The organism is Pseudomonas sp. HR96 (assembly GCF_034059295.1).
Classification (GTDB): domain Bacteria; phylum Pseudomonadota; class Gammaproteobacteria; order Pseudomonadales; family Pseudomonadaceae; genus Aquipseudomonas.
In genome coordinates, this window is record NZ_CP139143.1 from 1 (window position 1) to 22,583 (window position 22,583).

The following is a 22,583-nucleotide window of genomic DNA, read 5'->3' on the forward strand; positions in this document are numbered from 1 at the left end:
CCTACTCAATGCTGCCGCCTCTACTTCCACCTCCAGACACTGGCACATCATCATCCTGCCGCAGAAAATTGACGGTATACCAGAGCTGAGCTTCGCGGTCATCGAGCCGTCCGGCGTGTACGTGTGCCGGTTCAAGGTCCAACAGAATGGAACATACTGGTATCACAGCGACTCCGGGTTCTAGGAGCAGGTGTGTGTATAGCTCTGGTCATTGAGGCGAAAGAGCTCACGCCTTTCAAGTACGATCGTGTCTACACTCCACAAGCGCACAGTCGGTGACTTCGTCAAAGATGAGGCTGATGAAGCACGATCACGGCGATGGAACTGCCAATCGACGTCGCCCCTTCGGCAAATTCCACCCTTGAATCATTAGTAGAAAATCCCGTGGCGCCGTGCCGAGCGTGTTTGAAGACCCGGTGCCGAACCAACAGAACAGCGCTCCCGCAGTACTGGTAATTCGATGCACTGATAGAGAATTTCCGCTGCGGTGCAATAAGAAGAAAGTTGCGGTCAGAAGGGCTATCAACGTTGCGGAGCCGAGCGTAACCCGTACCGACTGCGAACCATGAAGTCCGACATGGTAGTGCCGGCTGCGCTGGGATTTCAGGTGGAAAAGCGGTGTGGCTAGCGGAGCCACAGCGATGCTATCTCGGCACCACTGGTGTCGAATTAGCTGGTTAATACTTCACCTTGTAGGTCGGTGAGTCCTCAGGCCTGTTCTCCCGGCGATCATAGATCTTGGTTGTGCTGATATTGGCGTGACCCAGCCAGGCCTGGACCTTGGCGATATCGGCTTCATGCTCCAGGGCGTTGGTGGCGGCGGTGGCTCGTAGTCCGTGGACTCCTAGACCGTCGACCTGAATCCCGGCTTTCTTCGCGTAAGCCGCCACCACCATATAGATGCCGTTGGCTGTGATGCCGGCACCGGTTAGCTTGCCGCGCAACGGTATGAACAGCGGTACCTTCCTGTCCGCCCAATGATGCCCTGAGCTTTCCAGGTACTGATGGATGCGCCCGGCCGCCACCGGGTGCAACGGCAGGTAGCGCACCTTGCCGCCTTTGCCGTGTACCTTGAGGTGTTGAATCCCGCGGCGGTCTTGGATGTCGCCGACCTGCAGCAGCGCCGCTTCTTCGCGGCGCAGTCCGTGATAGAGAAGAACAGCCATTAGCGCCCGGTCGCGCAGCCCTTTAAGGGTCGTTTCGTCCGGGGCCTCAAGCAGCGCTTTGGCCTGGTGATCGCCCAATGCCGGCGTCTTGCCTTCGTTGCTCTCGATCTTCGGTCGTTTCACTCCATGCACGGGATTGCCGCCGGCGATCGCATTGCTCTCCAGGAGGTGATCAAACAGGCTGGCCAGCGCCGCCAATTTGCGTCGAATCGTGGCGCCCGCCAGACCGCGATGCTCGAGCTGGGCGCGCCAGGCCAGAACATGCGATCGGGTCACCACGCGAAATTCATCAGCGGAGGCCAGCCCGACAAATCCGCAAAAATCTTCCAGGTCATTTTGGTAGGCACGTCGTGTTCGAGGGTTGTCGAGGTTGGCAAACCACTCGACCGCGGCCGGAACCTGGGCCAGCGTCTGAAATTCGACTGACGTGAGCCGACGCTGATCGTTCTGATGGGCTTTCGTCAGTTCCTGCATATCATTCTCATTATTGGCTCGCGTGAGATCACTGGCTGTGTATCTGGTCACAAAAGCAATGCCGATTAGGTCCGCCGTCGCCGAAACCGATAAACGGCAATAATTGGTGATAACCTATTTTATCACCACTTTTGAAATGCTGAGCCCATGCACTGGAGCTAGGGGTTATGACGAGATCAATATCGGCAAACGTCCAATCTCAAGCCAAAAAAAACCCTCATCGGGAGATGAGGGTTTTTGGTGGCCGCGTACCCGGCAAGGCGGGCGACCGTGCTTCCATAGTCCTTGCAGGAGATCTGGAATAAGCATGCTCATCATAACCCCCATCAAGACCTTGTGAAAGCACGTAAATAGTGTTTACATATGTTGTCAAAAATAGGCGCGAGACGAAGATGGTGGGCATGCAAAAAGACGGAGTTAACCAGGAACAGCTCCAGGCACTGGCGCAGGATATCAAGAATACGCTGAAAGCGTCTGAGATTGCTCAGTTGATCAGGCTCATTGCCCCGACCCCAACCACGGGGGAAATGAGTGCGGCCGAATTCGAGACCCTGATGGCAGAGCTAAAAGACAAGAGCAGGCGTCGTGGATATTCGGATACCTCGATAACTGCGGCCAGGCTCGTACTGGTAATGGGGGCCACTGTCGCCGAGGCGGCGGCGGAGACAAATGTTTCAAGGCAGGCTATTCACCAGGTATTAAAAAGGATCAAGCGTCGGATGGAGTCATTACCCGAAAATTGGGTACAAGTGAGTACTTGGCTCCCAGCAGAGATTGCTAGCCAGCTCGAACAAATAGTTACTTCATTGAAATCTCAGGGGGACTCGGGGGGAGTGCAGGGCGATCTAGCATTAAAGCTCGAAGTTAAAATTTGAAGAGTTTACATATTTTAGAATTGATTAAGTTAATAAAGTAAACTCAATAGATAAATAAAGCCCGCAGAAAACGGGTTTTTAATAAATAAAAACAGTAATTAGTCTTTACAAGTGTTTACGTATTCAGCTCCTGTTGGTATAATAAACCCATCGAAGCCGCATTGGCCTCGATGCCCGAAACGAGCGGCGGCAACCGCTCCGGGCTAACCTTGCAGGAGATTCACAATGAAATATCAAGCTACCAAAACACCACGTTGCAATGCCCTTGGGCATGTTGATTTCGCGCTCCTGGAGCGTGTGCCGGCTTACCAGCGCAAAGGCGTTGCGGTTGAGGAAGTAGGGCAGGTCATCAAGGCCACCCGTCCACAAACAACCGTAGCCCTCGCAGGTTAATCAACAGCCATTGGGGCCCAGTTCGCTGGGCTCCTCTATCAAGGAGAATTACATGCGTCTTTCAAGCAATTTCCGCAACCCGTGCATGATTCGCAGCGACGTGGCCCTGACCAACGATGAGATAGCACACAAGGTGCCGTCGATCTTCGCAGAAGAAGCCCACGACAGCCGTTCAGAGCGTTACCTGTACATTCCGACCGTCAAGGTGCTGGATGCACTGCGCGCCGAGGGCTTCGAGCCTTTCATGGCCTGTCAGACGCGCGTGCGCAATGAGGCCAAGCGCGAGCATACAAAGCACATGCTCCGCTTGCGTCACAAGAGCCACATCCTGACCCAGGAAGCGAACGAAATTATTTTGCTGAACAGCCACGACGGCAGCAGCAGCTACCAGATGATGGCCGGGAAATTTCGTTTCGTGTGCGCTAACGGTTTGGTCTTGGGTGATATGGCATCGGACCAGAAAGTGCGTCACAGCGGCCGTGAGGACGTGATAGACGACGTGATCGAGGGTGCCTATGAAGTGTTGCGCCAGTTCGAGCAAATCGACCACCACCTGGCCGATATGAAAGGGCAGCAACTGCGCCCCTACGAACAGGAAGCGCTCGCCATGGCCGCGCTTGCTTATCGCTACGATCCGGTTGATGGTCCGGCCCCAGTCACGGCAACACAGTTGCTCATGCCGCGCCGTCGGGAAGATCGCAGCAGTGACCTTTGGACCACGTTTAACCGCGTCCAGGAAAACACAATCAAAGGCGGTTTGAGCGGTCGTAACAAGCAAGGCCGCCGGACCACAACCCGAGGCGTTAACGGCATTGACCAGGACGTCAAATTGAACCGCGCTCTGTGGGTATTGGCTCAAGCCATGCAGTCAGCGCAGCAAGCAGCTTAAACCACGGTCCAGGCGCTTGAAGCGCCTGGGCTGTTCCATGGTAGGGATTAACCAGAGGAAACATTATGTCGCCGCATGTAGTCACCTGGACCATGTACACCGAAGACGCAGACAATCCCGTAGACGCGGCAAAATTGATTGCGCAGCAATATTTTCAAAGTCGGATAGCGCAAGGAGAACCCGACACGGCTTGCGTTTTCATTGTGACAGACAGCAAATGCAAATCTGTAAAAATTGACCTCGCAGCCGTTGCCGCGCAAGAGAACGAAAAAATCGCATAGCGGTTCATGCTGAATGAAAAAAACCCAAGGATGGGGTTTTTTTTTCGCCTGGAGAATATCAGGTTTCTGGCGAATCGGTCTTGCCGGTTTCGGCTTTCTTTCGACCTTGCGCCCGCTTGCGAGTCGCCACCATATCGCTAATGGCTTTTGTGGTTACGGTCACACCAACGCTCGCCAAAGCCGCTTTGATCTCAGCCACTGAATAGCCCTTGCTGCTGGAGAGCAAAACAATCTGCTCCTTAAGCGATGCCAGCATATCCGCTTGGCTGATCTTTTGCCGGCTTAGGTCTGGCAGATCCTCTAGAGCTTGTCGGGCCTGATCGAGTTCGGCTTGGGTGAACGTTTGTTTTGCCATGGCTGCACTGCACCTTTATGGGCTTGAAGTAAGTCGCCCAGCAGGGGGCGCGTATCGGTTTGAATTCTCAATCAGGTTATCAGGATTTTCTCAAAAAGCGACGCCCTCAACGCTCGGCTGCCAATGCGGCCAGGTGGGCCGTGCTATTGGCCGCGATGGCCTTTACAGCCAGGCCGCCACGAACTGGACGGCGGCAGAAAATTCCCGCCGTGCGCCGCCTTCGACACCGACCCTCACCGACGCCTGTTTTTAGCCCTGGACGTGCGGCTCCAGGGCAGGTTCCCTGGCCTTTGGTTGGAATACGTCGTAATATTAGGACATGAAATGTTTTGTATGTACCGCCTGCACGCAGTCGATCCACACAAAACCCTGATCAGGGCTGCGCCCCGATACCCCGCTATGCGTCATAGGTGTTGGTCATGTCGAAAAGTGAAGCGCGTCAGAGGGATAAAGTTCTGAATCTTCGGTGTACCGAGGACGAAGCCAATATCCTGAAAGCCAAAGCACAAGCCGCGGGTATTAGTACCTCGGATCTGTTGCGCAGGTCCGCGCTCAACCGAAAGATCATGACGCGCACGGACACCAAGCTGATGAGTGAACTGCTTCGCTTGGGTGGTTTGCAAAAGCACCTCTATAACCAGATGCAGGACGGCATGACGACCGAGCTTAGCCGTCAGTTCTCTGAGGTCCTGGTGGAGGTGAAGAAAGCAATCATTGCCCTAGATCTTGATCAAGTCCCAGTGAACCGGTAGCCCAATTATGAATGTCATTGTCCCCAAGAAACGTAGAGACGGAGGCTCCAGCTTTTTGAAGCTGGTGAGCTATCTGAGTCAACGTGAGGACAAGCCTTCTGCTGGTGATGTTGTGACTGACGAGCCCGATGCTCCTCGTTCTTCAACCAAAAAAGCGAGCTTTGATCGGCTGGTTGATTACATCGATCGCAGCGGTTCCGATGACGCACCTGTACGTGTACTTGAAGAATTTCCTGATGGTCGCCAGCGTGTTCTCGCTGGCGATGTCGCTTGCGAGACCAATGCATTTTCGCTGGAAACTGCTGCAGCTGAAATGAACATGGTTGCGGCTCAAAATCGCCATATCAAAGATCCGGTCTACCACTTCATCATTTCGTGGCGGGAGGAAGATAAGCCGACCGACGCGCAGGCGTTCGACTCTGCACGCTACGCTTTAAAACAGCTGGGTTTGGATTCCCATCAGTACGTCACTGCGATTCATCGCGACACGGACAATGTGCACGCACATGTCGCTGTTAACCGGGTAAATCCGCTCACTTATAAAGCTGTCAACATGTGGAAGGACGTCGAGGTTTTGCAGAAAAGCATGCGCGTCCTTGAACGTCATTACGGCTTCCAGGTGGACAATGGGCCTTGGCAGCTCAACGCGGATAATCATCTGGTTCGTCCAGGTCTGCGCTACCCGAGTGCTCCGCAAGGGGCCGCCAAGCGTCAGATCTTTTCCAACAGAGAAAGCCTGTTCCACTATGCCGTTGAGACGGTTCGAAATGAGATCAATGAGACCATTAAAAATGGCCAGCTAAGCTGGGAATTCGTTCATGTTCTCTTGCACGAAAAGGGCTTGGGCCTTCGTGAAAAAGGTAACGGTTTGGTGATCTATGATTACACCCGACCCGAAGAGACAGAAGTCAAAGCATCGTCAATTCATCCATCACTCACCAAAGCCCGGATGGAGTCAAAGCATGGCGCCTACCAAGGGCCGCCAAGGTTTGAATCTGACGATCCATTTGAGTCCAGCTATGGCATTTTCAAAACCTATCAGCCAGCCTATGAGGTTAGGGATAAAGGTGTGCGTGCCGAGCGCCGTGAAGCTCGCGCGGACGCACGTGAGGCATTGAAGCAGAGGTACCAGGCCTATCGCGCCGGTTGGGTGAAGCCAGACTTGGATGCGACGCGTCGCAGGCAGCATGTGGCTGTGCTTTACCAGGATATGAAAGCGGATGTGAAGCGCTCGCATAGCGATCCTCTGCTTCGCAAACTCATGTACAGGGTTGCTGAATTCGAGCGTATGAAGGCTATGGCCGCGCTGCGCATTGAGCTGCGAGAAGAGCGCCAGACGCTTGCAGAGAAAGGTTTACTTCGTCCTATGAACTATCGCGCTTGGGTTGAGCAAGAAGCACTCGCAGGCGACACTGCAGCAGTCAGTCAGTTGCGTGGTTTTGTGTACCGTGAGAAGCGTAATAATCGATCTCTGGAAGGGGAAGAAGACTGCGCTATTCGACTGAGCAAAGCCGATGATTCACGCGTCTATGACGTCTCTAGTCATACGTCTCATCTATTCCGAGACGGCACGATCGAATACCTACGTGATGGTGTCGTGGGTGTGGTGGACCGTGGCGACGTTCTCCAAGTCCAACCAGGATTTGAGGACTATGACCAGTCTGCCAACTATCTGTTAGCGGCCGACCTGGTCACCACTAAAAGTGGTGAGCACGCTGAGATACTAGGTGACGACCATTTCGTGCATCGAGTGTTGGAAGCTGGGTGCAGGATCAATCATTCAGCTGAAGATAACTTCTTCCGCGTAACTGATGTCTATCAGGCTGCACTCTACACAAGATTAGAGCAGGACTACCTGCATTCGCAGAATTCTGGTGTTTCGCCTGATGCAAGATCTAGCCGGCAACTTGAACGATTTGATGATAACCAGCCTGAACAAAATCCCCATCCTGTTCCTGGGGCTTAGATTCTGACCCAGTTGGCTATCCCGCAGCTGATGATAATTCCACCAATGGGGGAGTTATCATCGCTAATTAATCCATCCGTTCGGGCTTACACGTTCGATTCTTAATGTCATGTTTTAGAATATGACGGCTCACACTTGTTAAATGCCATCCTTCCCACGCTAATCCATGGCCATTAGTATCTTTATTCGCGCGATCTAACACATGCCTATCGGGTTATCTAGCCTGAACTGATAAACGGTTATCATGTTCAACCATCCATCTCTCATATGGTCAGTCAGGTAGTCTTCGACTTGATGTATCGACCAGAACACACAGATGGATCCTATGGGCTGTAACGTTTCATCTTGATTAAATACCATTAAATCAATGGGTTACGTTGAGATTTAGTCTCATCTAGCCATTTGCGTCAGAAAATGGTTTACATTTTTTAGTCATGAATTTATTTTGTTACGCAGAAATCGACGATGTGTATCGTGATCGACGCGTGATCTAGCAATACCGGTTAAGCCATTTCTTAACCCAGAATATTGAATGGATTTTCACTTGGTTTTAAATGGATTTATGATGTATAGCGAACTGGTTTTTCTTGTTTCATCTTCTCTCACTCCTACCCGAGATACGGCTTTCGGTCGTCGTCGGTGTAGGGTTGCAGGCGACCTTTCTTCTCGTCGTGATCGAACGCATTGCGCGTCCCATCAGCCCTTCGGCAGGTTTTTCTCTGCATTGAATTTCGTCAGCAGTTTCACGACTTCTTTCAATGAAGATGCCGATGCATCGTGTACGGCTACCAGTTCGGCTATCTCAGCCCTGAGAGCCATCAGGTGGGCTCGTTCGACATCCTGCCCACCTGGTAGTAGCTCACCTGGGGCTATCTGGAATACCTCAGCGATCCTTATCAGCTGATCGATTCCAGGGAGGTTAATGCCTCTCTCGTAGCGGCTAATCAATGGGGAATCGCAACCAATCAGGTCAGCTAAATCTGCCTGGCTCATGTTTTGCGATTTCCGCAGGGTTTTGATTTTTCCGCCTATCACGGTGCGGAGAGTGTCCACGGGGTCTCTCCATAAAAAATCAATATTTTCATAAGGTTGCGCTCTGTAAAAGGTAAAAACTAACCTAATTTATACAATTGTGTTTACTATTTTCGCTGTTCGATTTATTTTGTCTCTCAGAAACCCGTCCGCCGTCATTGCCCGCTTGTGCTCGTGACGGAAGATATTTTGTTCGTTGCTTCTCCTTTTTCCCCTGCGCTCAGCGGTTTGGGAATTCGAAAGAGCGCCCGACGCAGAGGTATTGACTATGCGGAACTGGTACGTACTGATGCACAATCCTGTTATCTATCAGTCACTTATTGGCATGATCGAAGCACTAGATGTTGCCGTGCTCCCGCTCCACCGTAACAGTTTGCGAAAGCGCACCGACAGGCCCTCATATGTGAGTCGCCAAGTCGCACTGTTTCCTGGCTACCTGTTGCTGCACTTCGATCCTCAAGTCGTTCACACCACAGCTATCACGGCCTTAAATGGCGCTCATGGCTTTGTCCGTTTCGGCGGTCAGCCCTGCATTCTGCAAGACGAAGTCGTTGAAAAGCTCAAGGACGCCTTGGTACGAACCGACCGTACCCTTGAGAGCATCGATTACCGCAATCTGCCTACTGACCTTGAAAGGTCACTGCATTCGATCATCAACATGCGTTCTGAAGCTGGTCGTAAGGCCGCCTTCCATGCGCTTTTGCAACAGGGTGCAGCTCTGGAACGGCTCGTCAGCCAGTCGCGTACGCTTTGCTATACAGCGGTGCATGCCCTGTAGGCATTGTCCTCTCACAGAATTTCTCTTTTCCCACCCGCCAGGCAGCTGCCTGGCGTTTTTTTGCGTATCCATTACCTGTAGGAGTCCCCATGGCCCCATCACTAGATGAAGCCCCAAAGAAAACTTCCAGTGTCTATGTCCAGCCCGTCAGGGTCGATGCACTGAATAAGGCGGCAACCCGGGTGAGTTACGAAACCGGTCGATCCAGGCAAATCTCGCCTTCGGATATGTGCCGTTACCTGATCGATAACTTTCTCGAACTGGCCGTACAGAAGCTGATCGATGACTCCAAACGGTAGTCGACAGGGAGGCTGTAATGCACAAAATGCTTCTTTCGTCCGTCCTCATCCTGGGTCTGGTCGGGTGCAGTCACCAGGTACCGAAGGCCACCCAGGTACCTGCAGGACAGTTGGTAGATAAGGAGATCGTGGATAGCGTGGCCTTGATCAGCCTGGCGCAAACCCGTTTGCATCAGACCAGCGCTGCTCGATCATTCACACCTGTTTCGGCTCCGGTTATCAGCCCTGCCAAGTCAAAGCCTTCCGCTGACCAAACCTCTGCTAGGCCCGTGCCTATTCCTGGAGGCTAGACATGCGCTGGCTATGGCTCGTTATTGCGTTGTCGATACCGCTCCAGGCCTCCGCGTTTTGTTTTCAGGAGGCCGGCCAGCGCTATCGGGTTGACCCGGTGCTGCTTCAAGCGATGGGCATACAGGAGAGTAACCTGCGCCCTGGTGCTGTAAACGTTAACCGCGATGCGGACGGCAACGTGCTCAGTCGTGATTACGGCCTCATGCAGATCAGTACCAAAAATGTGAATCGGTTGATCAGTATGGGAGTGATCAAGCGTCCCGAAGACTTGCTCACCAACGCTTGTCTGAATGTGCAGGCAGGGGCCTGGGTCCTGGCTCAGCATCTGCGCGTTTGCGGCAATACCTGGCGTTGTCTTGGCTCGTACAACGCGGGTTTCCACCCATCAGCACGCCAAGAACAACGGCGTCTGGATTACGCGCAGGCAGTGCGCGACGTCTACAACGGCCTCAAAGCATTGGGCGCTACCCCGGCCCGCCTCGCTATCCGTTAACGACTGCGCCCCGTTCGGGGTGTCAGGAGAACATCATGAAATATTCTCTTTGGGCTGCCTCGGCGGCGGCTTTGCTGCTGTCCGGCTGCCAGAGTTTCTGTGACAAACCCCCAGCGCCTCCCGCGCCTCCAGTGCCCGTCGCTAGGGCGTCACCGGTGGTTACCCGGGTTGCCCTGCAGCAGGAAACGCTGTGGATGGAAGGCGCGATCAACACTCGTTCGACCTTACCGGCTGACACTATCCGGGCTCAGGGCGATTTGGTCGCCGTGGACTGGAGCGGTGATGCCGTCGAACTGCTGTCCCACCTGGCTACTCAGCGCGGGCAGCGTTTCGTCTGGACCGGTGTGCGCCTACCACTGCCCGTGAACCTGAAGGTCAACGGCATCACCTATTCCAACCTGTTGCGCCTAATCGAGATGCAGACAGCCTGGCGTGCCACGCTGACTCAGCTTCCAGGACAACTTACCTTGGCCTTTGCACAGGCAGAGCCTGCGAAGAAGGCAGGAGGCCGGCCTTGAGAAAATCCATTCTGACGCTTGTGCTGCTGCAGGGATTACAGGGGTGTGCGCATACCCCTTCCGCCACGACACCGGATACCCCGGCACCGTTGGAAAGCTACCTGGTGCCCGCTGATCCGCCGTCTTCGGATGTGACCGAGTCCCGCCGGCAGCTGCTGGAGGAATCGGGACGCAACATCGGCTTCCGCGGAGGTAAGGCCGAACGAGCCTGGGAGCTACGCCAGGCGTTGGATGGGCAGATCGAGCGCCTTGATAGCCTTTATGACTTCAGAACGCTGATCAGCCGCGAGGGCTGGCTACCGCCAGTGATCGATGAGGCCGTCGACGTGGCTCACATCACGCCTCGGCAGATCCGCACGGCCAGCCATGTTTACGAAATCATCGTTCCCGAGCGGTTTGTCAGCAACCCGCCGTCCTGGCGTACCTGGTTGATGGCCGGCCTGTCGTCGGGAGGTGTCGATGACACCGTATCCATCACGCCGGAAAACAAGGTTCAAAAAGCGCTCTGGCAAGCAGCCGTACGCAAGGGCTGGGGGGAAGGGCGTGAAAGTGCCGATCAAACCCTGGACGCCAATTTCAACCGGCTCACCCGCGACTATCGCGGCATGCTGCTGTATTCGCAGCTGCTGCGCCAAGGCTTCATCACGGCGCCGGTGGTCACCGAGCAACAGCAGACTGTCACCGGCGATCGGCAGAAGCTGACCACGGGTGATCGGGTTCGTGACCTCAAGGAAAACGCCGGGTTTATCCCTGATAAAACCCAGTGGCAGCCGGTGATTCGTAGGGTGCAACCATGACTCAGACTGTAGATTTTTCCCCATACGCTTTTGAGGACGGGTTGAACGCCGAAAGTCTGCAGTACTTTTTTGTCTGGTGCGCTCGCCAATCGGTTAGCGATATTCACATCCAGGGCGGTAATCACCTGGTAGTCGGCCACCAAGGCCGCTTGCGTCAGGCCAGCCCTTTTGTCCTGGCTGACGATACCTGGTCCAAGCTGCTCGATGAGCTGTTCAATCCAGAGCTGCGCTCTACGGTGCGTGGTGGCCGTCCATTGGACCGAGCTATGCAGTTGGATGGCGATATCAAGCAGCGGTACGGTCTGGAGCGTGGCGAGCGGCTGCGCTTTCGTTGCAACTTTGTGCAGGCAACCGCAGGGCGTCTGGATACCACAGTCGCGCTGACGATGCGGATTATTCCCTCTGATATCCCCGACCTTACCAAAATGGGCTTGGAAGAGGAGCTGTTCGAAGCCTTGCTACCGCCTAATGGCCTGGGCCTTATTGGTGGTATCACGGGATCAGGCAAAAGCACGCAGCTCGCAGCCATTTACCGCTACTGCCTGGATAACGATCCTGATCGTAAGGTGACAACCATTGAAGATCCGATCGAATTCGTTTTAGGGCGTTCCGGGGATGTATTGCTTCCGACGCAGCTACAGATCATTCGAGACGTGGGCACCTATGCCGAAGGCATTCGGGCAGACCTGCGTAGGGCTCCATCCATCATCGGGGTGGGTGAAATGCGGGATTTGGAGACCTTGCAGGCTGCTCTTTTGGCGGGGCAGGTAGGCCACTTGTGTCTCAGCACTTTGCATATCCACTCACCTGGGGAGGCAATTCCGCGATGCCTGACCATGGTGCCCTCGGAAATGCGCGAAGCGGCAGCCAGCGACATGTTGAATGTCCTGCAGTACGTCATCGTGCAAAAGCTGCTGCGAACTACGGACGGCAAACGCCAGGCAGTACGCGAGTACATCATTTTCGATGATGCACTACGCGCCAAGCTGGGCAGCATGCCCTACACCCAATGGGGCCGGCATATCGACGACATCATTCGTCTGGAGCAACGACGCTTTGCCGATCAGGCCTGGCGTATGTACCAGGCCGGGCGCATCGATCGACGTGAATTACTGGTGGCGATGTCCGCCTCTCAGCTGCGAGAGCTAGAACAGCGCACGAATTGAGGCACTGCCCCGTGGAGAGAAACCATGTGTCATGAGCATCAGCAAAGCTGTGCAGATCCTGACGGTTGCCAAGCCTATCGGGATATCGAAGAACAGATTGGCCACTGCTCGCCGGATCAAGCCTGGGCCATGTATTTCGTTTCCACCGGGGTTGTGCGTGAGCACATCGCCCTGGCGGTGGCCAAGCACATTGCTATGGGAAACAAGGGCCTGCTGGTCGAGTTTCCGGACCTGGCGCCGGCCAACAAGGGGGAACACAAACTGTAGGAGTTACCCATGTCTGACCAGCAACTACAACCGGGCTACTGGCGCAACGCCTCTCGCCTTCTCAATGTGTATGGCATTCCGGCCCCGCTGTTCCTGTTGTACCTGGGCTGGTTTCGCTTTCCGTCGCTGAACACGATCTATGTCATCACCGCCATCATCGGCGGCTTTCGGCTGCTTTCGTTCTTCGGCTGGACCCTCAAGGTCCTGGTGGTGCGGGTGGCTTACCTGATGCGCGGGAAGCGCCTCTCGGGCCGTCCCTGGTGGTATCGGCGATTCACCGAGGGTGAGTAAAAATGACTTTCGCCAGGTTGAAGCCGCCCAATTAAGGAGGTGCCTTTCATGAATACGCCTAAAACGCCTCGGGTGGCTGATCACCCGGTCTGGCTGGCTGTACACCCTGACGCACGCGAGGATGTTCGAAACGCTGCAGGGCTTCTGGAGAACGGCAAGTCGGCCATTGCCTGGGATAAAGAGGCGAACCTCTGGTACGCCCGGCCTGGTTGCGACCTGGACCGCATCCGCGAATGGCTACCGGACCCAAGTCGCCGCGCTGGGGGAGGGGATGCGGAGTCTGAATTTCGCGACGTTCTCACTCAGGCCGGCCTGGTCATCCAGGGGATGCCCATCATGGACGGCCAGCGGCACCGAGTGTCGACGGTCGAGGACAAGAAGGGCAAGCAAAGCGGCGTCTATAGGGGTTTTCTCGATCGTCGCCCTGGTGGGTGGTTCATCAACTATCACCGGGCAGAGACGGCGAAGGACGTTACCAACTGGTCTGCAACCGGAGGTGAGTCAGATCCGATTACTCGCCTGCATATCCGTGCCGGCGCCAAGCAGGCCCAGGAAGATACAGCACGCGATCGAGCCGCCACCTATGCCGCACAGACACAAGCGGCCTTGAGACTGTACGACCGCTTACCTGCCGCTGATCCTGCGCACCCGTACCTGGTGCGTAAGGGAATCACCCCGACGCCCGAACTTCGCGAAACTCGAAACGGCGCCCTGGTGGTGCCGTTTTTTAATGCCTCGGGTGCGTTCAAGACGTTGCAGTACATCCCCCCGGAGGGGGAAAAATTCCTGTTCAAGGACGCTCCCAAGCAGGGGCATTTCCTGGTCGTCGGCGGCGCCCTGGAGCCAGGCCAACCTGTGCTGTACGCCGAGGGTTATGCCACGGCGCGCAGCTTGAACCTAGGTACCGGCCACCCGGTGGTCATGACGATCGACGCCGGCAACATGGTTGCCGTCGCCAAGGTACTGCACGAACAGTTTCCACAGAGCCGGCACGTATTTCTCGCTGACTTTGACCACGCCAAAGACGAGAACAAGGGGCTGCTGATGGCCACTGCGGCGGCTGAAGCCGTGGGCGGTCATGTGCTGTATCCCGCGTTCAATGTCGCCGAGAAAGCCCAAGGCCTGACCGACTTCAACGACCTTCACCTGTCACGGGGCCTTGATGCTCTGCGCGAGCAGGTGTTGCCCATCGTGATTGATGATTTAAGGGTGAAAACCATGCCAGAAGATCAAAAGCCAAGTGCAGCAGCTCAAGTTGAGCTAACCCCGGCCCTTCGTCGGGTGCTGGAGAAACAATGGGAAAACCTGCAGGTTGAGTTTCTTTCCCAGCAAGCCAACATCGGCGCGCAGGTCCAGGAGAAGCTGCGCAGCGGTCTGTTGGCCGAAAAGAGCAGCCTCAAGCAACAAGTGCTTGAGGAAAGCAAAGACAAATCGTTTGGTCAGCGCCTGGCTGCAACGGCCGGCATTTTGGGCGCCGGTGATAAACAAGAACAAATCACCAACATCAACCGCGCACTCAAGGAGTTGGATAACGCTGAATACCGGGGCTATGCCGACACGGGTTCACTTGATAAACACCGATCGTTGCTACAAAACGTGGGTGAATGGTCGATCGATGTTGGCAAGGGCAACCCGTCAGCAGTAGGCGATTTGGCCAAAAATCGTGACGTGTGGATCACCGAACAGGCAGCGGCACGATTGAGTTCGGAAGGTCTCGCACCTTTGGCCAGGTCGGCGCCGATCGATCCGCTTGAGGTTGAATCCAGGGTGCAGGAGCGGGCCGACTACATTGTGGAAGTCGCCAAGGAAAAACCCGGAATTGTCGTCCAGCTCGCCAACTCGGCCCTGCATCAAAGCGTCAGTGATCATTCGGCGTTCCACTCCCAGCAATTTGATCCAGTTGAACTGCGTGCGACCGGGGCGATTGATGCCCGCGCAGAAGCTTATGTTGATACCACTGCCCCATCGGTCAAGCCAGGTGTAGAACCAGCTGTTACGCCGGATGATGTCCGCGTGTGGGCCAAGATGGATACTCAAGACCTCGGCCAAATTCAGGCGAGCTCGCTTCGCGAATACGCGTCCGAGGTCATCGCTGACAACTCCAAAGCGGCGCCGGTGTATGCCCAGGCAATCGAATTGGCAGTGTCATCAGTGCCTTTGAACACACCAACGGATGAGCCGCGCCCGGCTTTAGAACTGAGCAACGTAGAGCTTCCAGCGGCACCTGCTGACGTGCGTACAGATCCGGTGGCCAGCCCTGTATTGGCCGAGCAAGGACCCGCAGCAGTGCAGCAACCGGCGCCGGTAGCCGAGGCAGCACCTGTTATTCAGGCATCGCAAGCGGCTGTGCAGGCCGGACCGGTGGCTGGCTCCGGGTTGCCCGAGCAGCCCGCAGTAGTGCAGCAAGCGGCGTTGGTCGTCGAGGCCGCACCTGTTATCCAAGCATCGCAAGCGCCTGTACAGGCCGAACCAGTAGCCAGCCCAGCAATGGTCACTGAGCCACTGGCACAACCGTCTGCCGTGCAGTCAAACGCGCGCCTCGCAGAACAATCGGAAGCGGCCAATACCACTGGGCAGTTTTTGCCAGCAGCGGCCCTGCAGCAACTGAACGTAGCACCTTCAAAGACTGCCGAGCCAGAAGCACCTGCAGCACCGAATGATCAAGACGTGCCAAAGCCTAAGCAGCCAGCCATGGCTGGTGAGCAACCGGCAGAGGCGGCTGTCGACGGCATTGTTCTTGGCGCTCCACGGCCAAGAGGCACCGAAGAAGTGCCGCAGGCCAGCAACATCGACAAGGATGCCCTGTTAGCCCGGCTGTCCTGGGAAAAGCAAGGCGATACCGCCGTGCTTTACAAGCTCGATGGCGAAGCTGCTTTCGTCGACCACGGCAACCGCCTGGAAATGGCCTCCGGTGCTAGTCAAAGCGATGAAAAGGTAATCGCAGCCCTGTTGACTGCAGCCCAGTACTACCGTGGTCGCATCGAGCTCACCGGCAGCGATGAATTCAAGGCCAAAGCCATCGAGTTGATCGCCCATCACCAGATCAATGTGGAGATGAAAAACCCGGTACAGCAAGCGCAACTGGATGATGCGCGTAACGCGCTCAATGCGCCGCCGGTTATACCGGATGCGGTTGTGGGTGTAGCGCCTCCGGCCTACGACAGCCGAGTACCGGCCCCTATGGAAAGCGTTCCTGCGACACAGCAATCGCAGCGGGCAGCGCCTGAGCCGGCTAGTCAGGCGACGTTTACAGCGCCGTTATCGGCTTATCAGCCACTAGAGGCACCAGATCTGCCTCATGGTGCGCCTAAGCCGTCTGGGCAACCGTTAGAAGCCATCAATATTGATCAGTTGACACAGGCACCCAATCGATCGATCGAGCCTACAAGCGTCGAATCGCCGGCGAATCAAAAAATATCGCCGGCCATTCATCAGCCTTTTCAGGCAGCTAAAGATGGAGTTCAAGGCAAGGTACTGGCCAGCGGGCAAGCCCCGTTTCGTTTTGAAGTGAGCAACGCGGAAAGCACCTATATAAAGCTGCGTACCAAGACGGGGGTGCAGACCTTTTGGGGCAAAGAGCTGGCAGGACTACTACGCGATACGCGCGTGCAGCCCGGCAAGATGGTCACCCTGCAGTGGCTGGGCAAAGAGCCGGTGACCGTCAAGGTTCCGCGTAAAGATAAGCAGGGTGTGACGTTGGGCTTTGATGACAAGGAGGCACACCGAAACCAATGGGCGCTGACGGTATCAGGCAGCCCCATGGTACGTACCGGCCAGGACGAAGGCGTAAAGCTGACCGCCTATGACGCGGGACGCTTTGCCGTCGTGCAGCAGGCATTGATTGCTCACCTGGGAGTCGACGTTGTCATGCCAACCCCTCCGCGTGATGGCCTGTACTGGCTGACACCCAACGGAGAGGGCAGCGCCAAAGCCGGGGATGAGTTGTCGGCCCCACGGCCGCCGATAGATCCCAAGAACACGGCAGGGGAACCCGTTATCAGCAGTTGGACCAAGGAAGGGCACCTGGACATGTACCTGGTGCGGGGTGACGGGCCATATCTGCAGGGTGTAGCGCGGCAAGGTAATCAGTTTCAACATGTGCTTGTGAGCCTGCCCGGTCGCGATGACGCCCCGCCGATGGTGTTCAACGCCATCACCCCGGAAGGTATGTCGCCCATCGGCACGGGCAACGGCATAAACCGGTCGGGTGGCGAGCCCGTCGCACGCGAGAACATTGCTTTCAAACTCGACGGTGACAACGCAGTGCGCATCGGCAAGCTCGATGCCCCTGCAAGCGTACCTCCCGCGTTGCATGCCCGGCTGGGCTTTGACCAACGCTGGAAGGAGGACAACGTCCTCCCAAAGTCAGCACCTACAGCGGCACCGTCAGTACAGCCGAACGACCCACGTCCGGCGTAAAACACAAACAGCAAAGGAACTCATCATGATGAAAAGCATGTGCGGTGCACTGCTGATGGCTGTGTGCTGCCTGCCCGTTGTAGGGAGCGCAGCAGTGTGCCGGTCTGGCCAGGCGGCCAGCGTCGGCAGCCAAACAGGGTATGAGCAGGCTAAGAAGGCGTCGGATGCGTGGGCCGAGCGCGAGCGCAGCGTTTCCGACGAGCTTGAGAACTGCTTGGCCCGTATCAGAACCACCAATATCAGCTTGCCCTCGTTTCCGAGCCTGCAAGATCTGATGAATAAGGTGGCCGACCAAATTTGCCAAGCGGCGATCGGTAAGGTGAATAGCTATATTCCCAGCACTATCGATCCTTGGCAGTCGATAGGGGGTTCATTGTGATCCAGCCATCAGAAAAGGTATTGCAGGTCGAATCATCCCTGGACGCGCCTTTGGACGGCCGCGTCGTAGATGCAAACCTGCCCACCAAAGAAGAGCAACACGCTTTCGAGCACGCCTTGCAGCTGCAGCGCGACCGGGCTTTGGGCGCTGCGTTTGCCCATCGGTGCCTCACCGCGCTGCTCTGGACGGCCCCGGCATTGGTGCTATCGGTGTGTGTGAACGGCTATTTAGGTTGGGTGGTTGCTCATCCTGACGTGAAGTACTTCGCGACCGAAGGTGGCCGAGTGACCAAGGTCATTCCCACCGATAAGCCCGGGCACAGCCAAAGCGATGTATCGGCCTTCGGAGCCGACACTATCCGGGAAAGCTTCACCCTGGACTTCGTCCACTACCGCGATCAAATGACCCAGCTGGGCGAGCGCTATTCGGAGGTCGGTTTCGAGGACTACTACAAAGCGCTGGCCACCTCGAACGTGCTCAAGGCAGTCAAAGATCAACGCATGAACCTCTCAGTCGATGTGGGTCCTGGGGTCATTCGCAGTCGCGGGAAGCTTGGAGATAAATATGCGTGGGAGTTCCAGTATCCCGTGACCTTGAAACTGGACGGACAGCAGTCCAGCAGCCCGCCTCAGCGCTTCATCTTCACGCAGCGCATCCAACAGACGGATGTACGCGTGAAAAACGCCGGGCTGGAAGTCACCCAGGTCATTACCACCAATGCCAACTAAGGCTCCTTAGCTTTATCTCGGCGCCGCTACACAGGAAAAACCCATGAAAACCTCAATTGCGCTGGCCTTATGGCTAGCAGCAGGCGGCTACGCCTGGGCGGATGATGCTGTCAGTCCGTCAGCGGCGCCGGCTCAACCGTCAGCATCGGCTCCCGCTGCATCAGCATCTAATAACAGCGCGGCGCCTACTGGCTGGGCTACAGGGGTGGGTACGACCCCCAACCCAGCAGCACAGCGATCGAGCACGCCGGCACAGGGGGCAGCAGGTTCTGCCTCGACCCAATCAGGTAATGATCCCCTCCCGCCGCCGCAGTCCGATCTGTTCCAGCAGGCCCAGGACAGCATTTCTCCGCTGACACCCCAAGAGATTCGCCTGTTACGCGGCCAGGCTGGAGAAATCAACAAGGCCATGATTGCCCCACAGGTCACCATCGTGCCCAGGATCAGCGCGCAGACCGTGAATCTGTCGCCTGGGGCTAGCTTGCCGCTGATTCGTACGGCAGTGAATTACCCCAGCTCGTTGACGTTTATGGATAGCACCGGCGCACCTTGGAAGCTTGGAGCCGCGCCGATCAGCGGCAACTCGGACATTACGGCGTATTACGTGCCCAACAGCCCGATTCTCGTGCTGGAGGCCAAAAAGCCGTATGCCAGTGGCAACGTCACCGTTTACATGGAAGGGCTGGCGGTACCGATCGTGCTCAACGTCAGCAGTGGGGAATCGGATTCGCAAGCCACGACCTGGACCGTGGACAGTCGCCTGGACATGCGCATCCCTCGGCGTGGCCCAGGTGCACAGCCCGGGGCGGCTCCAGAGGCACGGATCGGTTTGCATGACGGCGTGCTGCAGGCCTTTCTGGACGGTATACCGCCCAAGGAAGCCAAGCAGCTCAAAACCACCGGCGCGGTGCCCGACACCACCGTGTGGCAGATGGGGGATGACCTCTATATCCGCACCCGTGCTGATATCCGTGACGAGTTCGAATCCACCCTGTCGTCTGCAGACGGCACGCACCTCTGGAAACTCCCGGTGACGCCTTATGTGTCGTTCTCGGTCATGGGCCACACAGCGGCCCTCAACGTCGCCTTGGAGTAACCATCATGGCCAATGAAAACGATGCCAAACGCGACATACGACTCACCGTAGGGCTGGTCGGTGGCGTACTGGTGGCAGTAATAGGCGGGGGCTACTTTCTGTGGGGATGGCTGGCCAAGCCTGCGCCGGCGCAATCGAAGGTCGACATTGTGCGGGTCGCCGGGGCTGCGCAAAGTCAGTCCCCGGAAAGCCAGGCCTATCGCGACCTGCTCAAGCAATACAACCAGGAAGGGGCCAGCACCGCCAAAAGCGAAAACAGCAGCTTTATTGCCAGCATGCCCATGGAGCAAACGACCGTGATGCAGCCTGCATCCGTGGCCAAGCCTGTTCCTCAGGTTGCGCCTACGGCGAGGCGCAGCAACAGTCGGCCGGCAGATTCGGAGAAAGAATCTGGCAAGAAAGACCCGCGTCAGGATGCATTGACGAAGCTGCTCAATCGCATCAACCCAGACGTGACGCCCGAACAGCCGAGCACTGGCCTGGTCGTTGCCCAGGTCCTAGGCGGGGGAGCCAGCGGACCAGGCGGTACCACGGGCTCCGCTGGAGGCTACGACCAGTGGAGCGAAACGCTACCAGGTGGGGCCAAGGCTCAAACGGCGTCGATGAAAAACGGCGCCGAACCCTACTCCCCGGTTGAGGTGGTACCGCCCTACTGGCGCGGGCCTGGGATTATTGATGTGGGTATCGACTCGGATAACAGCACCACGCCGGTGCTGGGCAAGCTATCCGGTGCGTATGCCGGCGCGGTGCTAAAAGCGCCTGAAGGGGCTCGATTGGCTGGCGATGGGGTGGTTATCCACTTCACCGAAATGGCTTTCAAGGGTGTGAACTACAAGGTCGACGCCTATGCCCTGCAGGACGACACCCTGTTGGCCAACGTGGCCTCGGACGTGAACCACCGCTACATGTCGCGCATTGTGCTGCCGGCGGTACTGGGCGGCATTGGCAACATCAGCGAAATGTACTCGCAGGCCAATACGCAGGTGCTCACCAATGGCTTTTCTACCCAAACCGTGCGCCCAGGTATGCCTGACCCAAGCGCAGTAGCCGGGTCCATTTTGGGCGGCGCAGCGGGACAGGCATCCAAAGTGCTGACCGAGGATGCCGCTCGCACCCCCGCGACCCAGGTCAAGGTGTTCCCGAAACAGGTAGTAGCGATTCAGTTCATGCGCGGCGTTTATGCCGGCGATGCGATCGCTCCTGGTCGTAGCGGTGAAGCGGTGCAGTCCGCGGCTCCCGCGCAAGGGGTGACGTCGGGGCAATCGCAGGGCCAAGCACCCGTTCAACCGGTAACGCCTGACCAATGGCGTGCGCAGACCCAGACGCGTATCCAGGCGCAGCGCAGGCTGCAGGAGAGTCAACAATGAGTGAATTCAATCCAGCGGTAGAGCCCAAGCTGTCGGCCGAGCCAAGGCCTTCCACCCTTCGCGTCTCGACAGCGCCGTGGTGGCAGCGCCCTTACCTGATGGGCCTGTCACTGCCTTGGCTTATCGGCATTGTCCTGATTTTGGGTCTGGCAGGCTGGTACCTGTTTGCTCCAGCCAAGACGACACCGGTCAATCGTCTCGCCTTCCAAGACGACTTTGAGCAGCAACAGCCGGCACCCGCTGCCGGGCCGATTGCGGTCCGAAACGAAGCAGTACCTGCGTCAGATCTAGGCCAGTTCAAAAACGAGGTGGCAGCCATGGTCGGTGGGGTGCGCACGTACGCCGAGGTCAACCGAACAGCCATCCAGCGCTTGTCCGAGACAGTAAAAGCCCAAGGCGCGGCGCAGCAGACCCTGCAGCAACAGTTGGCCGAGGCCCAGGCGCAAAACAGCCTGCTATCGGCTCGCATCACGTTCCTGGAAGGGCGACCGGGTGCGCTGGCCAGCAACCAACGGGCCGGTAAACCTGCCGCCAAAGTGCGATCGCCTCTGACTGGCATGCACGTACAGGCCATTCAGACTGGAATGGCTTGGGTGTACTGGCAAGACCAGACTTGGGCCGTGAGTACGGGCGATCACCTGGGCCAGGTGACCGTTACTGGCATCAATGCTCCAGCCCGGGAAGTGCTGACCAGCGCGGGCACAATCAAATGAGGTAAATCATGGCCGGTACTGACGCGATTCAAATGCTGGTCAATCTGTCCAACAACCTGCTGACATCCTTCGTTCACCTGGCTTTCACGCTGGGCAGCTTGTTTGCGGTCACCGGTGCGTTTGCCTACCTGGCCACTCATGCCAGTCAGGCACGCAAAGCGCCTGGCCACTCTGAAAGTGGTGGCAAGGTCATTGCCGTATTGCTGCTCTGTGGTTCAAAGCCGGTGAGTAAACCCAGTTCAAGTCCTAAACCTGCTATGTCCCTTAGTGCTGACTACCACCCTGGCTACCGCGATGAGGAGTCTCTTTGAACGCAGTGGCTGCCCTGCACTAGGTCACGTTTGGTCGGCATGAAATGGATGAATCTGCTTATCCAGAGCTATTTCGGACTCAATTTGGATTACCTTGAGCGCATGAATTGCCAAATCATGCACGAGCGGTTAGTCTTGCCCTGTTATTACCAAAGTAATTCGGGGGAGTGATGGTCGTGGACCTCTCAGCTATGCGCAAGCTCTACCTAGATGGTGCTCTGAAGTCAGCCACCGTCGCGCCTGCTCCTATGGAGCAGGGATCTTGGGTACTCGTAGTTGATCATATAGACGGTTCACAGGCGTACATGACCATCGCACGGTCGGATAGGCAGAAAATTTACAGAAGTCTTGATTCTGTACACGCTGATGCACAGCGTGTCGGGTTCTCAGAAGTGAAAACACTGGTAGGGACACTCAACGTGGCTTAACCAAATCGCAGAAACCAAAAAGCCCCGGTTGGCGCCGGGGCTTTTTGGAAAATCTTGAA

24 protein-coding genes and 1 pseudogene are annotated in these 22,583 nt (G+C 56.4%); 22 read left to right on the forward strand and 3 right to left on the reverse strand.

Annotation, left to right across the window (positions count from 1 at the left end; all coding sequences use genetic code 11):
* Positions 1-25: 25 nt before the first annotated feature.
* Positions 26-255: pseudogene (locus tag SFA35_RS25950) on the forward strand (multicopper oxidase domain-containing protein); the annotation flags it as partial.
* A 422-nt stretch (positions 256-677) separates the two neighbouring features.
* On the opposite strand, the gene SFA35_RS25955 reads toward SFA35_RS25950, so the two are convergent.
* Complete coding sequence (locus SFA35_RS25955; RefSeq protein ID WP_005782496.1) at positions 678-1,640, reverse strand: tyrosine-type recombinase/integrase; 963 nt, start codon at positions 1,638-1,640, stop codon at positions 678-680.
* Positions 1,641-2,041: 401 nt separating this feature from the next.
* Here SFA35_RS25955 and SFA35_RS25960 point away from each other — a divergent pair, with 401 nt between their 5' ends.
* The 4 genes from SFA35_RS25960 to SFA35_RS25975 all read left to right on the forward strand — a co-directional run bounded on the left by SFA35_RS25960 (position 2,042) and on the right by SFA35_RS25975 (position 4,078).
* A complete protein-coding gene (locus SFA35_RS25960) occupies positions 2,042-2,515 on the forward strand; it encodes a TrfB-related DNA-binding protein (protein ID WP_320579681.1) in 474 nt (157 codons plus the stop codon).
* A gap of 225 nt (positions 2,516-2,740) precedes the next feature.
* Positions 2,741-2,908, forward strand: a complete 168-nt coding sequence (locus SFA35_RS25965; RefSeq protein WP_320579683.1) for a hypothetical protein — start codon at positions 2,741-2,743, stop codon at positions 2,906-2,908.
* 52 nt (positions 2,909-2,960) lie between these two features.
* Positions 2,961-3,797 (forward strand): DUF932 domain-containing protein, encoded by an 837-nt coding sequence (locus SFA35_RS25970; protein WP_320579685.1) that lies wholly within the window; start codon positions 2,961-2,963, stop codon positions 3,795-3,797.
* A gap of 65 nt (positions 3,798-3,862) precedes the next feature.
* The gene (locus SFA35_RS25975) at positions 3,863-4,078 is read left to right on the forward strand and encodes a hypothetical protein (RefSeq protein WP_320579687.1); all 216 of its coding nucleotides are present in this window, start codon (positions 3,863-3,865) and stop codon (positions 4,076-4,078) included.
* Between the two features lie 58 nt (positions 4,079-4,136).
* On the opposite strand, the gene SFA35_RS25980 is transcribed toward SFA35_RS25975, so the two are convergent.
* Positions 4,137-4,433 carry a mobilization protein gene (locus SFA35_RS25980; RefSeq protein ID WP_320579689.1) on the reverse strand — a complete coding sequence of 99 codons (297 nt, stop codon included), beginning with the start codon at positions 4,431-4,433 and terminating at the stop codon, positions 4,137-4,139.
* 419 nt (positions 4,434-4,852) lie between these two features.
* On the opposite strand from SFA35_RS25980, the gene mobA reads away from it, so the two are divergent.
* Positions 4,853-5,185, forward strand: a complete 333-nt coding sequence (mobA, locus tag SFA35_RS25985) for a plasmid mobilization protein MobA (protein WP_320579691.1) — start codon at positions 4,853-4,855, stop codon at positions 5,183-5,185.
* 7 nt (positions 5,186-5,192) lie between these two features.
* On the forward strand, positions 5,193-7,151 hold the full coding sequence (traI, locus tag SFA35_RS25990) for a TraI/MobA(P) family conjugative relaxase (RefSeq protein ID WP_320579693.1): 1,959 nt from the start codon (positions 5,193-5,195) through the stop codon (positions 7,149-7,151).
* A gap of 696 nt (positions 7,152-7,847) precedes the next feature.
* On the opposite strand, the gene SFA35_RS25995 is transcribed toward traI, so the two are convergent.
* Positions 7,848-8,204: a helix-turn-helix transcriptional regulator gene (locus tag SFA35_RS25995; protein ID WP_320579696.1), complete on the reverse strand. Its 357-nt coding sequence runs from the start codon at positions 8,202-8,204 to the stop codon at positions 7,848-7,850.
* Between the two features lie 247 nt (positions 8,205-8,451).
* On the opposite strand from SFA35_RS25995, the gene SFA35_RS26000 reads away from it, so the two are divergent.
* From SFA35_RS26000 to SFA35_RS26070, 15 genes are all read left to right on the forward strand, one after another.
* The gene (locus SFA35_RS26000; RefSeq protein ID WP_320579698.1) at positions 8,452-8,961 is read left to right on the forward strand and encodes a transcription termination/antitermination NusG family protein; all 510 of its coding nucleotides are present in this window, start codon (positions 8,452-8,454) and stop codon (positions 8,959-8,961) included.
* Positions 8,962-9,050: 89 nt separating this feature from the next.
* A complete protein-coding gene (locus SFA35_RS26005; RefSeq protein WP_320579700.1) occupies positions 9,051-9,260 on the forward strand; it encodes a hypothetical protein in 210 nt (69 codons plus the stop codon).
* 292 nt (positions 9,261-9,552) lie between these two features.
* On the forward strand, positions 9,553-10,044 hold the full coding sequence (locus SFA35_RS26010; protein WP_320579702.1) for a lytic transglycosylase domain-containing protein: 492 nt from the start codon (positions 9,553-9,555) through the stop codon (positions 10,042-10,044).
* A 35-nt stretch (positions 10,045-10,079) separates the two neighbouring features.
* Positions 10,080-10,562, forward strand: a complete 483-nt coding sequence (locus SFA35_RS26015; RefSeq protein ID WP_320579705.1) for a DotD/TraH family lipoprotein — start codon at positions 10,080-10,082, stop codon at positions 10,560-10,562.
* Entirely contained in the window at positions 10,559-11,359 is an 801-nt protein-coding gene (locus tag SFA35_RS26020; protein WP_320579707.1) for a type IV secretion system DotC family protein, read from the forward strand. Before SFA35_RS26015 ends, SFA35_RS26020 begins: the two co-directional genes overlap by 4 nt.
* Entirely contained in the window at positions 11,356-12,525 is a 1,170-nt protein-coding gene (gene traJ, locus SFA35_RS26025; RefSeq protein ID WP_320579709.1) for a plasmid transfer ATPase TraJ, read from the forward strand. The genes SFA35_RS26020 and traJ overlap by 4 nt, the downstream gene beginning before the upstream one ends.
* A gap of 129 nt (positions 12,526-12,654) precedes the next feature.
* Entirely contained in the window at positions 12,655-12,792 is a 138-nt protein-coding gene (locus SFA35_RS26030) for a hypothetical protein (RefSeq protein ID WP_320579711.1), read from the forward strand.
* 9 nt (positions 12,793-12,801) lie between these two features.
* Positions 12,802-13,083 (forward strand): IcmT/TraK family protein, encoded by a 282-nt coding sequence (gene icmT, locus SFA35_RS26035; protein ID WP_320579714.1) that lies wholly within the window; start codon positions 12,802-12,804, stop codon positions 13,081-13,083.
* A gap of 48 nt (positions 13,084-13,131) precedes the next feature.
* The gene (locus SFA35_RS26040) at positions 13,132-17,502 is read left to right on the forward strand and encodes an LPD7 domain-containing protein (protein WP_320579736.1); all 4,371 of its coding nucleotides are present in this window, start codon (positions 13,132-13,134) and stop codon (positions 17,500-17,502) included.
* Positions 17,503-17,527: 25 nt separating this feature from the next.
* The gene (locus SFA35_RS26045; protein ID WP_320579716.1) at positions 17,528-17,881 is read left to right on the forward strand and encodes a conjugal transfer protein; all 354 of its coding nucleotides are present in this window, start codon (positions 17,528-17,530) and stop codon (positions 17,879-17,881) included.
* Positions 17,878-18,609: a DotI/IcmL/TraM family protein gene (locus tag SFA35_RS26050; protein WP_320579718.1), complete on the forward strand. Its 732-nt coding sequence runs from the start codon at positions 17,878-17,880 to the stop codon at positions 18,607-18,609. The genes SFA35_RS26045 and SFA35_RS26050 overlap by 4 nt, the downstream gene beginning before the upstream one ends.
* 43 nt (positions 18,610-18,652) lie before the next feature.
* Positions 18,653-19,705, forward strand: a complete 1,053-nt coding sequence (locus SFA35_RS26055; RefSeq protein WP_320579719.1) for a DotH/IcmK family type IV secretion protein — start codon at positions 18,653-18,655, stop codon at positions 19,703-19,705.
* A gap of 5 nt (positions 19,706-19,710) precedes the next feature.
* A complete protein-coding gene (gene traO, locus SFA35_RS26060; RefSeq protein WP_320579721.1) occupies positions 19,711-21,072 on the forward strand; it encodes a conjugal transfer protein TraO in 1,362 nt (453 codons plus the stop codon).
* Entirely contained in the window at positions 21,069-21,785 is a 717-nt protein-coding gene (gene traP, locus SFA35_RS26065) for a conjugal transfer protein TraP (protein WP_320579723.1), read from the forward strand. The genes traO and traP overlap by 4 nt, the downstream gene beginning before the upstream one ends.
* An 8-nt stretch (positions 21,786-21,793) precedes the next feature.
* Entirely contained in the window at positions 21,794-22,096 is a 303-nt protein-coding gene (locus SFA35_RS26070; RefSeq protein WP_320579725.1) for a hypothetical protein, read from the forward strand.
* The last annotated feature ends 487 nt before the right edge of the window (positions 22,097-22,583 follow it).

Excerpts from the sequence above, each read along its gene's own strand:
- SFA35_RS25960 (WP_320579681.1), top strand. The coding sequence starts at position 2,042 with ATGCAAAAAGACGGAGTTAACCAGGAACAGCTCCAGGCACTGGCGCAG.
- SFA35_RS26015 (WP_320579705.1), top strand. The coding sequence starts at position 10,080 with ATGAAATATTCTCTTTGGGCTGCCTCGGCGGCGGCTTTGCTGCTGTCC.
- SFA35_RS26000 (WP_320579698.1), top strand. The coding sequence starts at position 8,452 with ATGCGGAACTGGTACGTACTGATGCACAATCCTGTTATCTATCAGTCA.
- icmT (WP_320579714.1), top strand. The coding sequence starts at position 12,802 with ATGTCTGACCAGCAACTACAACCGGGCTACTGGCGCAACGCCTCTCGC.
- SFA35_RS25955 (WP_005782496.1), bottom strand. The coding sequence starts at position 1,640 with ATGCAGGAACTGACGAAAGCCCATCAGAACGATCAGCGTCGGCTCACG.
- SFA35_RS25965 (WP_320579683.1), top strand. The coding sequence starts at position 2,741 with ATGAAATATCAAGCTACCAAAACACCACGTTGCAATGCCCTTGGGCAT.
- SFA35_RS26010 (WP_320579702.1), top strand. The coding sequence starts at position 9,553 with ATGCGCTGGCTATGGCTCGTTATTGCGTTGTCGATACCGCTCCAGGCC.
- SFA35_RS26030 (WP_320579711.1), top strand. The coding sequence starts at position 12,655 with ATGTATTTCGTTTCCACCGGGGTTGTGCGTGAGCACATCGCCCTGGCG.
- SFA35_RS25975 (WP_320579687.1), top strand. The coding sequence starts at position 3,863 with ATGTCGCCGCATGTAGTCACCTGGACCATGTACACCGAAGACGCAGAC.
- traI (WP_320579693.1), top strand. The coding sequence starts at position 5,193 with ATGAATGTCATTGTCCCCAAGAAACGTAGAGACGGAGGCTCCAGCTTT.
- SFA35_RS26045 (WP_320579716.1), top strand. The coding sequence starts at position 17,528 with ATGATGAAAAGCATGTGCGGTGCACTGCTGATGGCTGTGTGCTGCCTG.
- SFA35_RS25980 (WP_320579689.1), bottom strand. The coding sequence starts at position 4,433 with ATGGCAAAACAAACGTTCACCCAAGCCGAACTCGATCAGGCCCGACAA.
- traO (WP_320579721.1), top strand. The coding sequence starts at position 19,711 with ATGGCCAATGAAAACGATGCCAAACGCGACATACGACTCACCGTAGGG.
- SFA35_RS26005 (WP_320579700.1), top strand. The coding sequence starts at position 9,051 with ATGGCCCCATCACTAGATGAAGCCCCAAAGAAAACTTCCAGTGTCTAT.
- traP (WP_320579723.1), top strand. The coding sequence starts at position 21,069 with ATGAGTGAATTCAATCCAGCGGTAGAGCCCAAGCTGTCGGCCGAGCCA.
- SFA35_RS26055 (WP_320579719.1), top strand. The coding sequence starts at position 18,653 with ATGAAAACCTCAATTGCGCTGGCCTTATGGCTAGCAGCAGGCGGCTAC.
- mobA (WP_320579691.1), top strand. The coding sequence starts at position 4,853 with ATGTCGAAAAGTGAAGCGCGTCAGAGGGATAAAGTTCTGAATCTTCGG.
- SFA35_RS25970 (WP_320579685.1), top strand. The coding sequence starts at position 2,961 with ATGCGTCTTTCAAGCAATTTCCGCAACCCGTGCATGATTCGCAGCGAC.
- SFA35_RS26040 (WP_320579736.1), top strand. The coding sequence starts at position 13,132 with ATGAATACGCCTAAAACGCCTCGGGTGGCTGATCACCCGGTCTGGCTG.
- traJ (WP_320579709.1), top strand. The coding sequence starts at position 11,356 with ATGACTCAGACTGTAGATTTTTCCCCATACGCTTTTGAGGACGGGTTG.
- SFA35_RS26070 (WP_320579725.1), top strand. The coding sequence starts at position 21,794 with ATGGCCGGTACTGACGCGATTCAAATGCTGGTCAATCTGTCCAACAAC.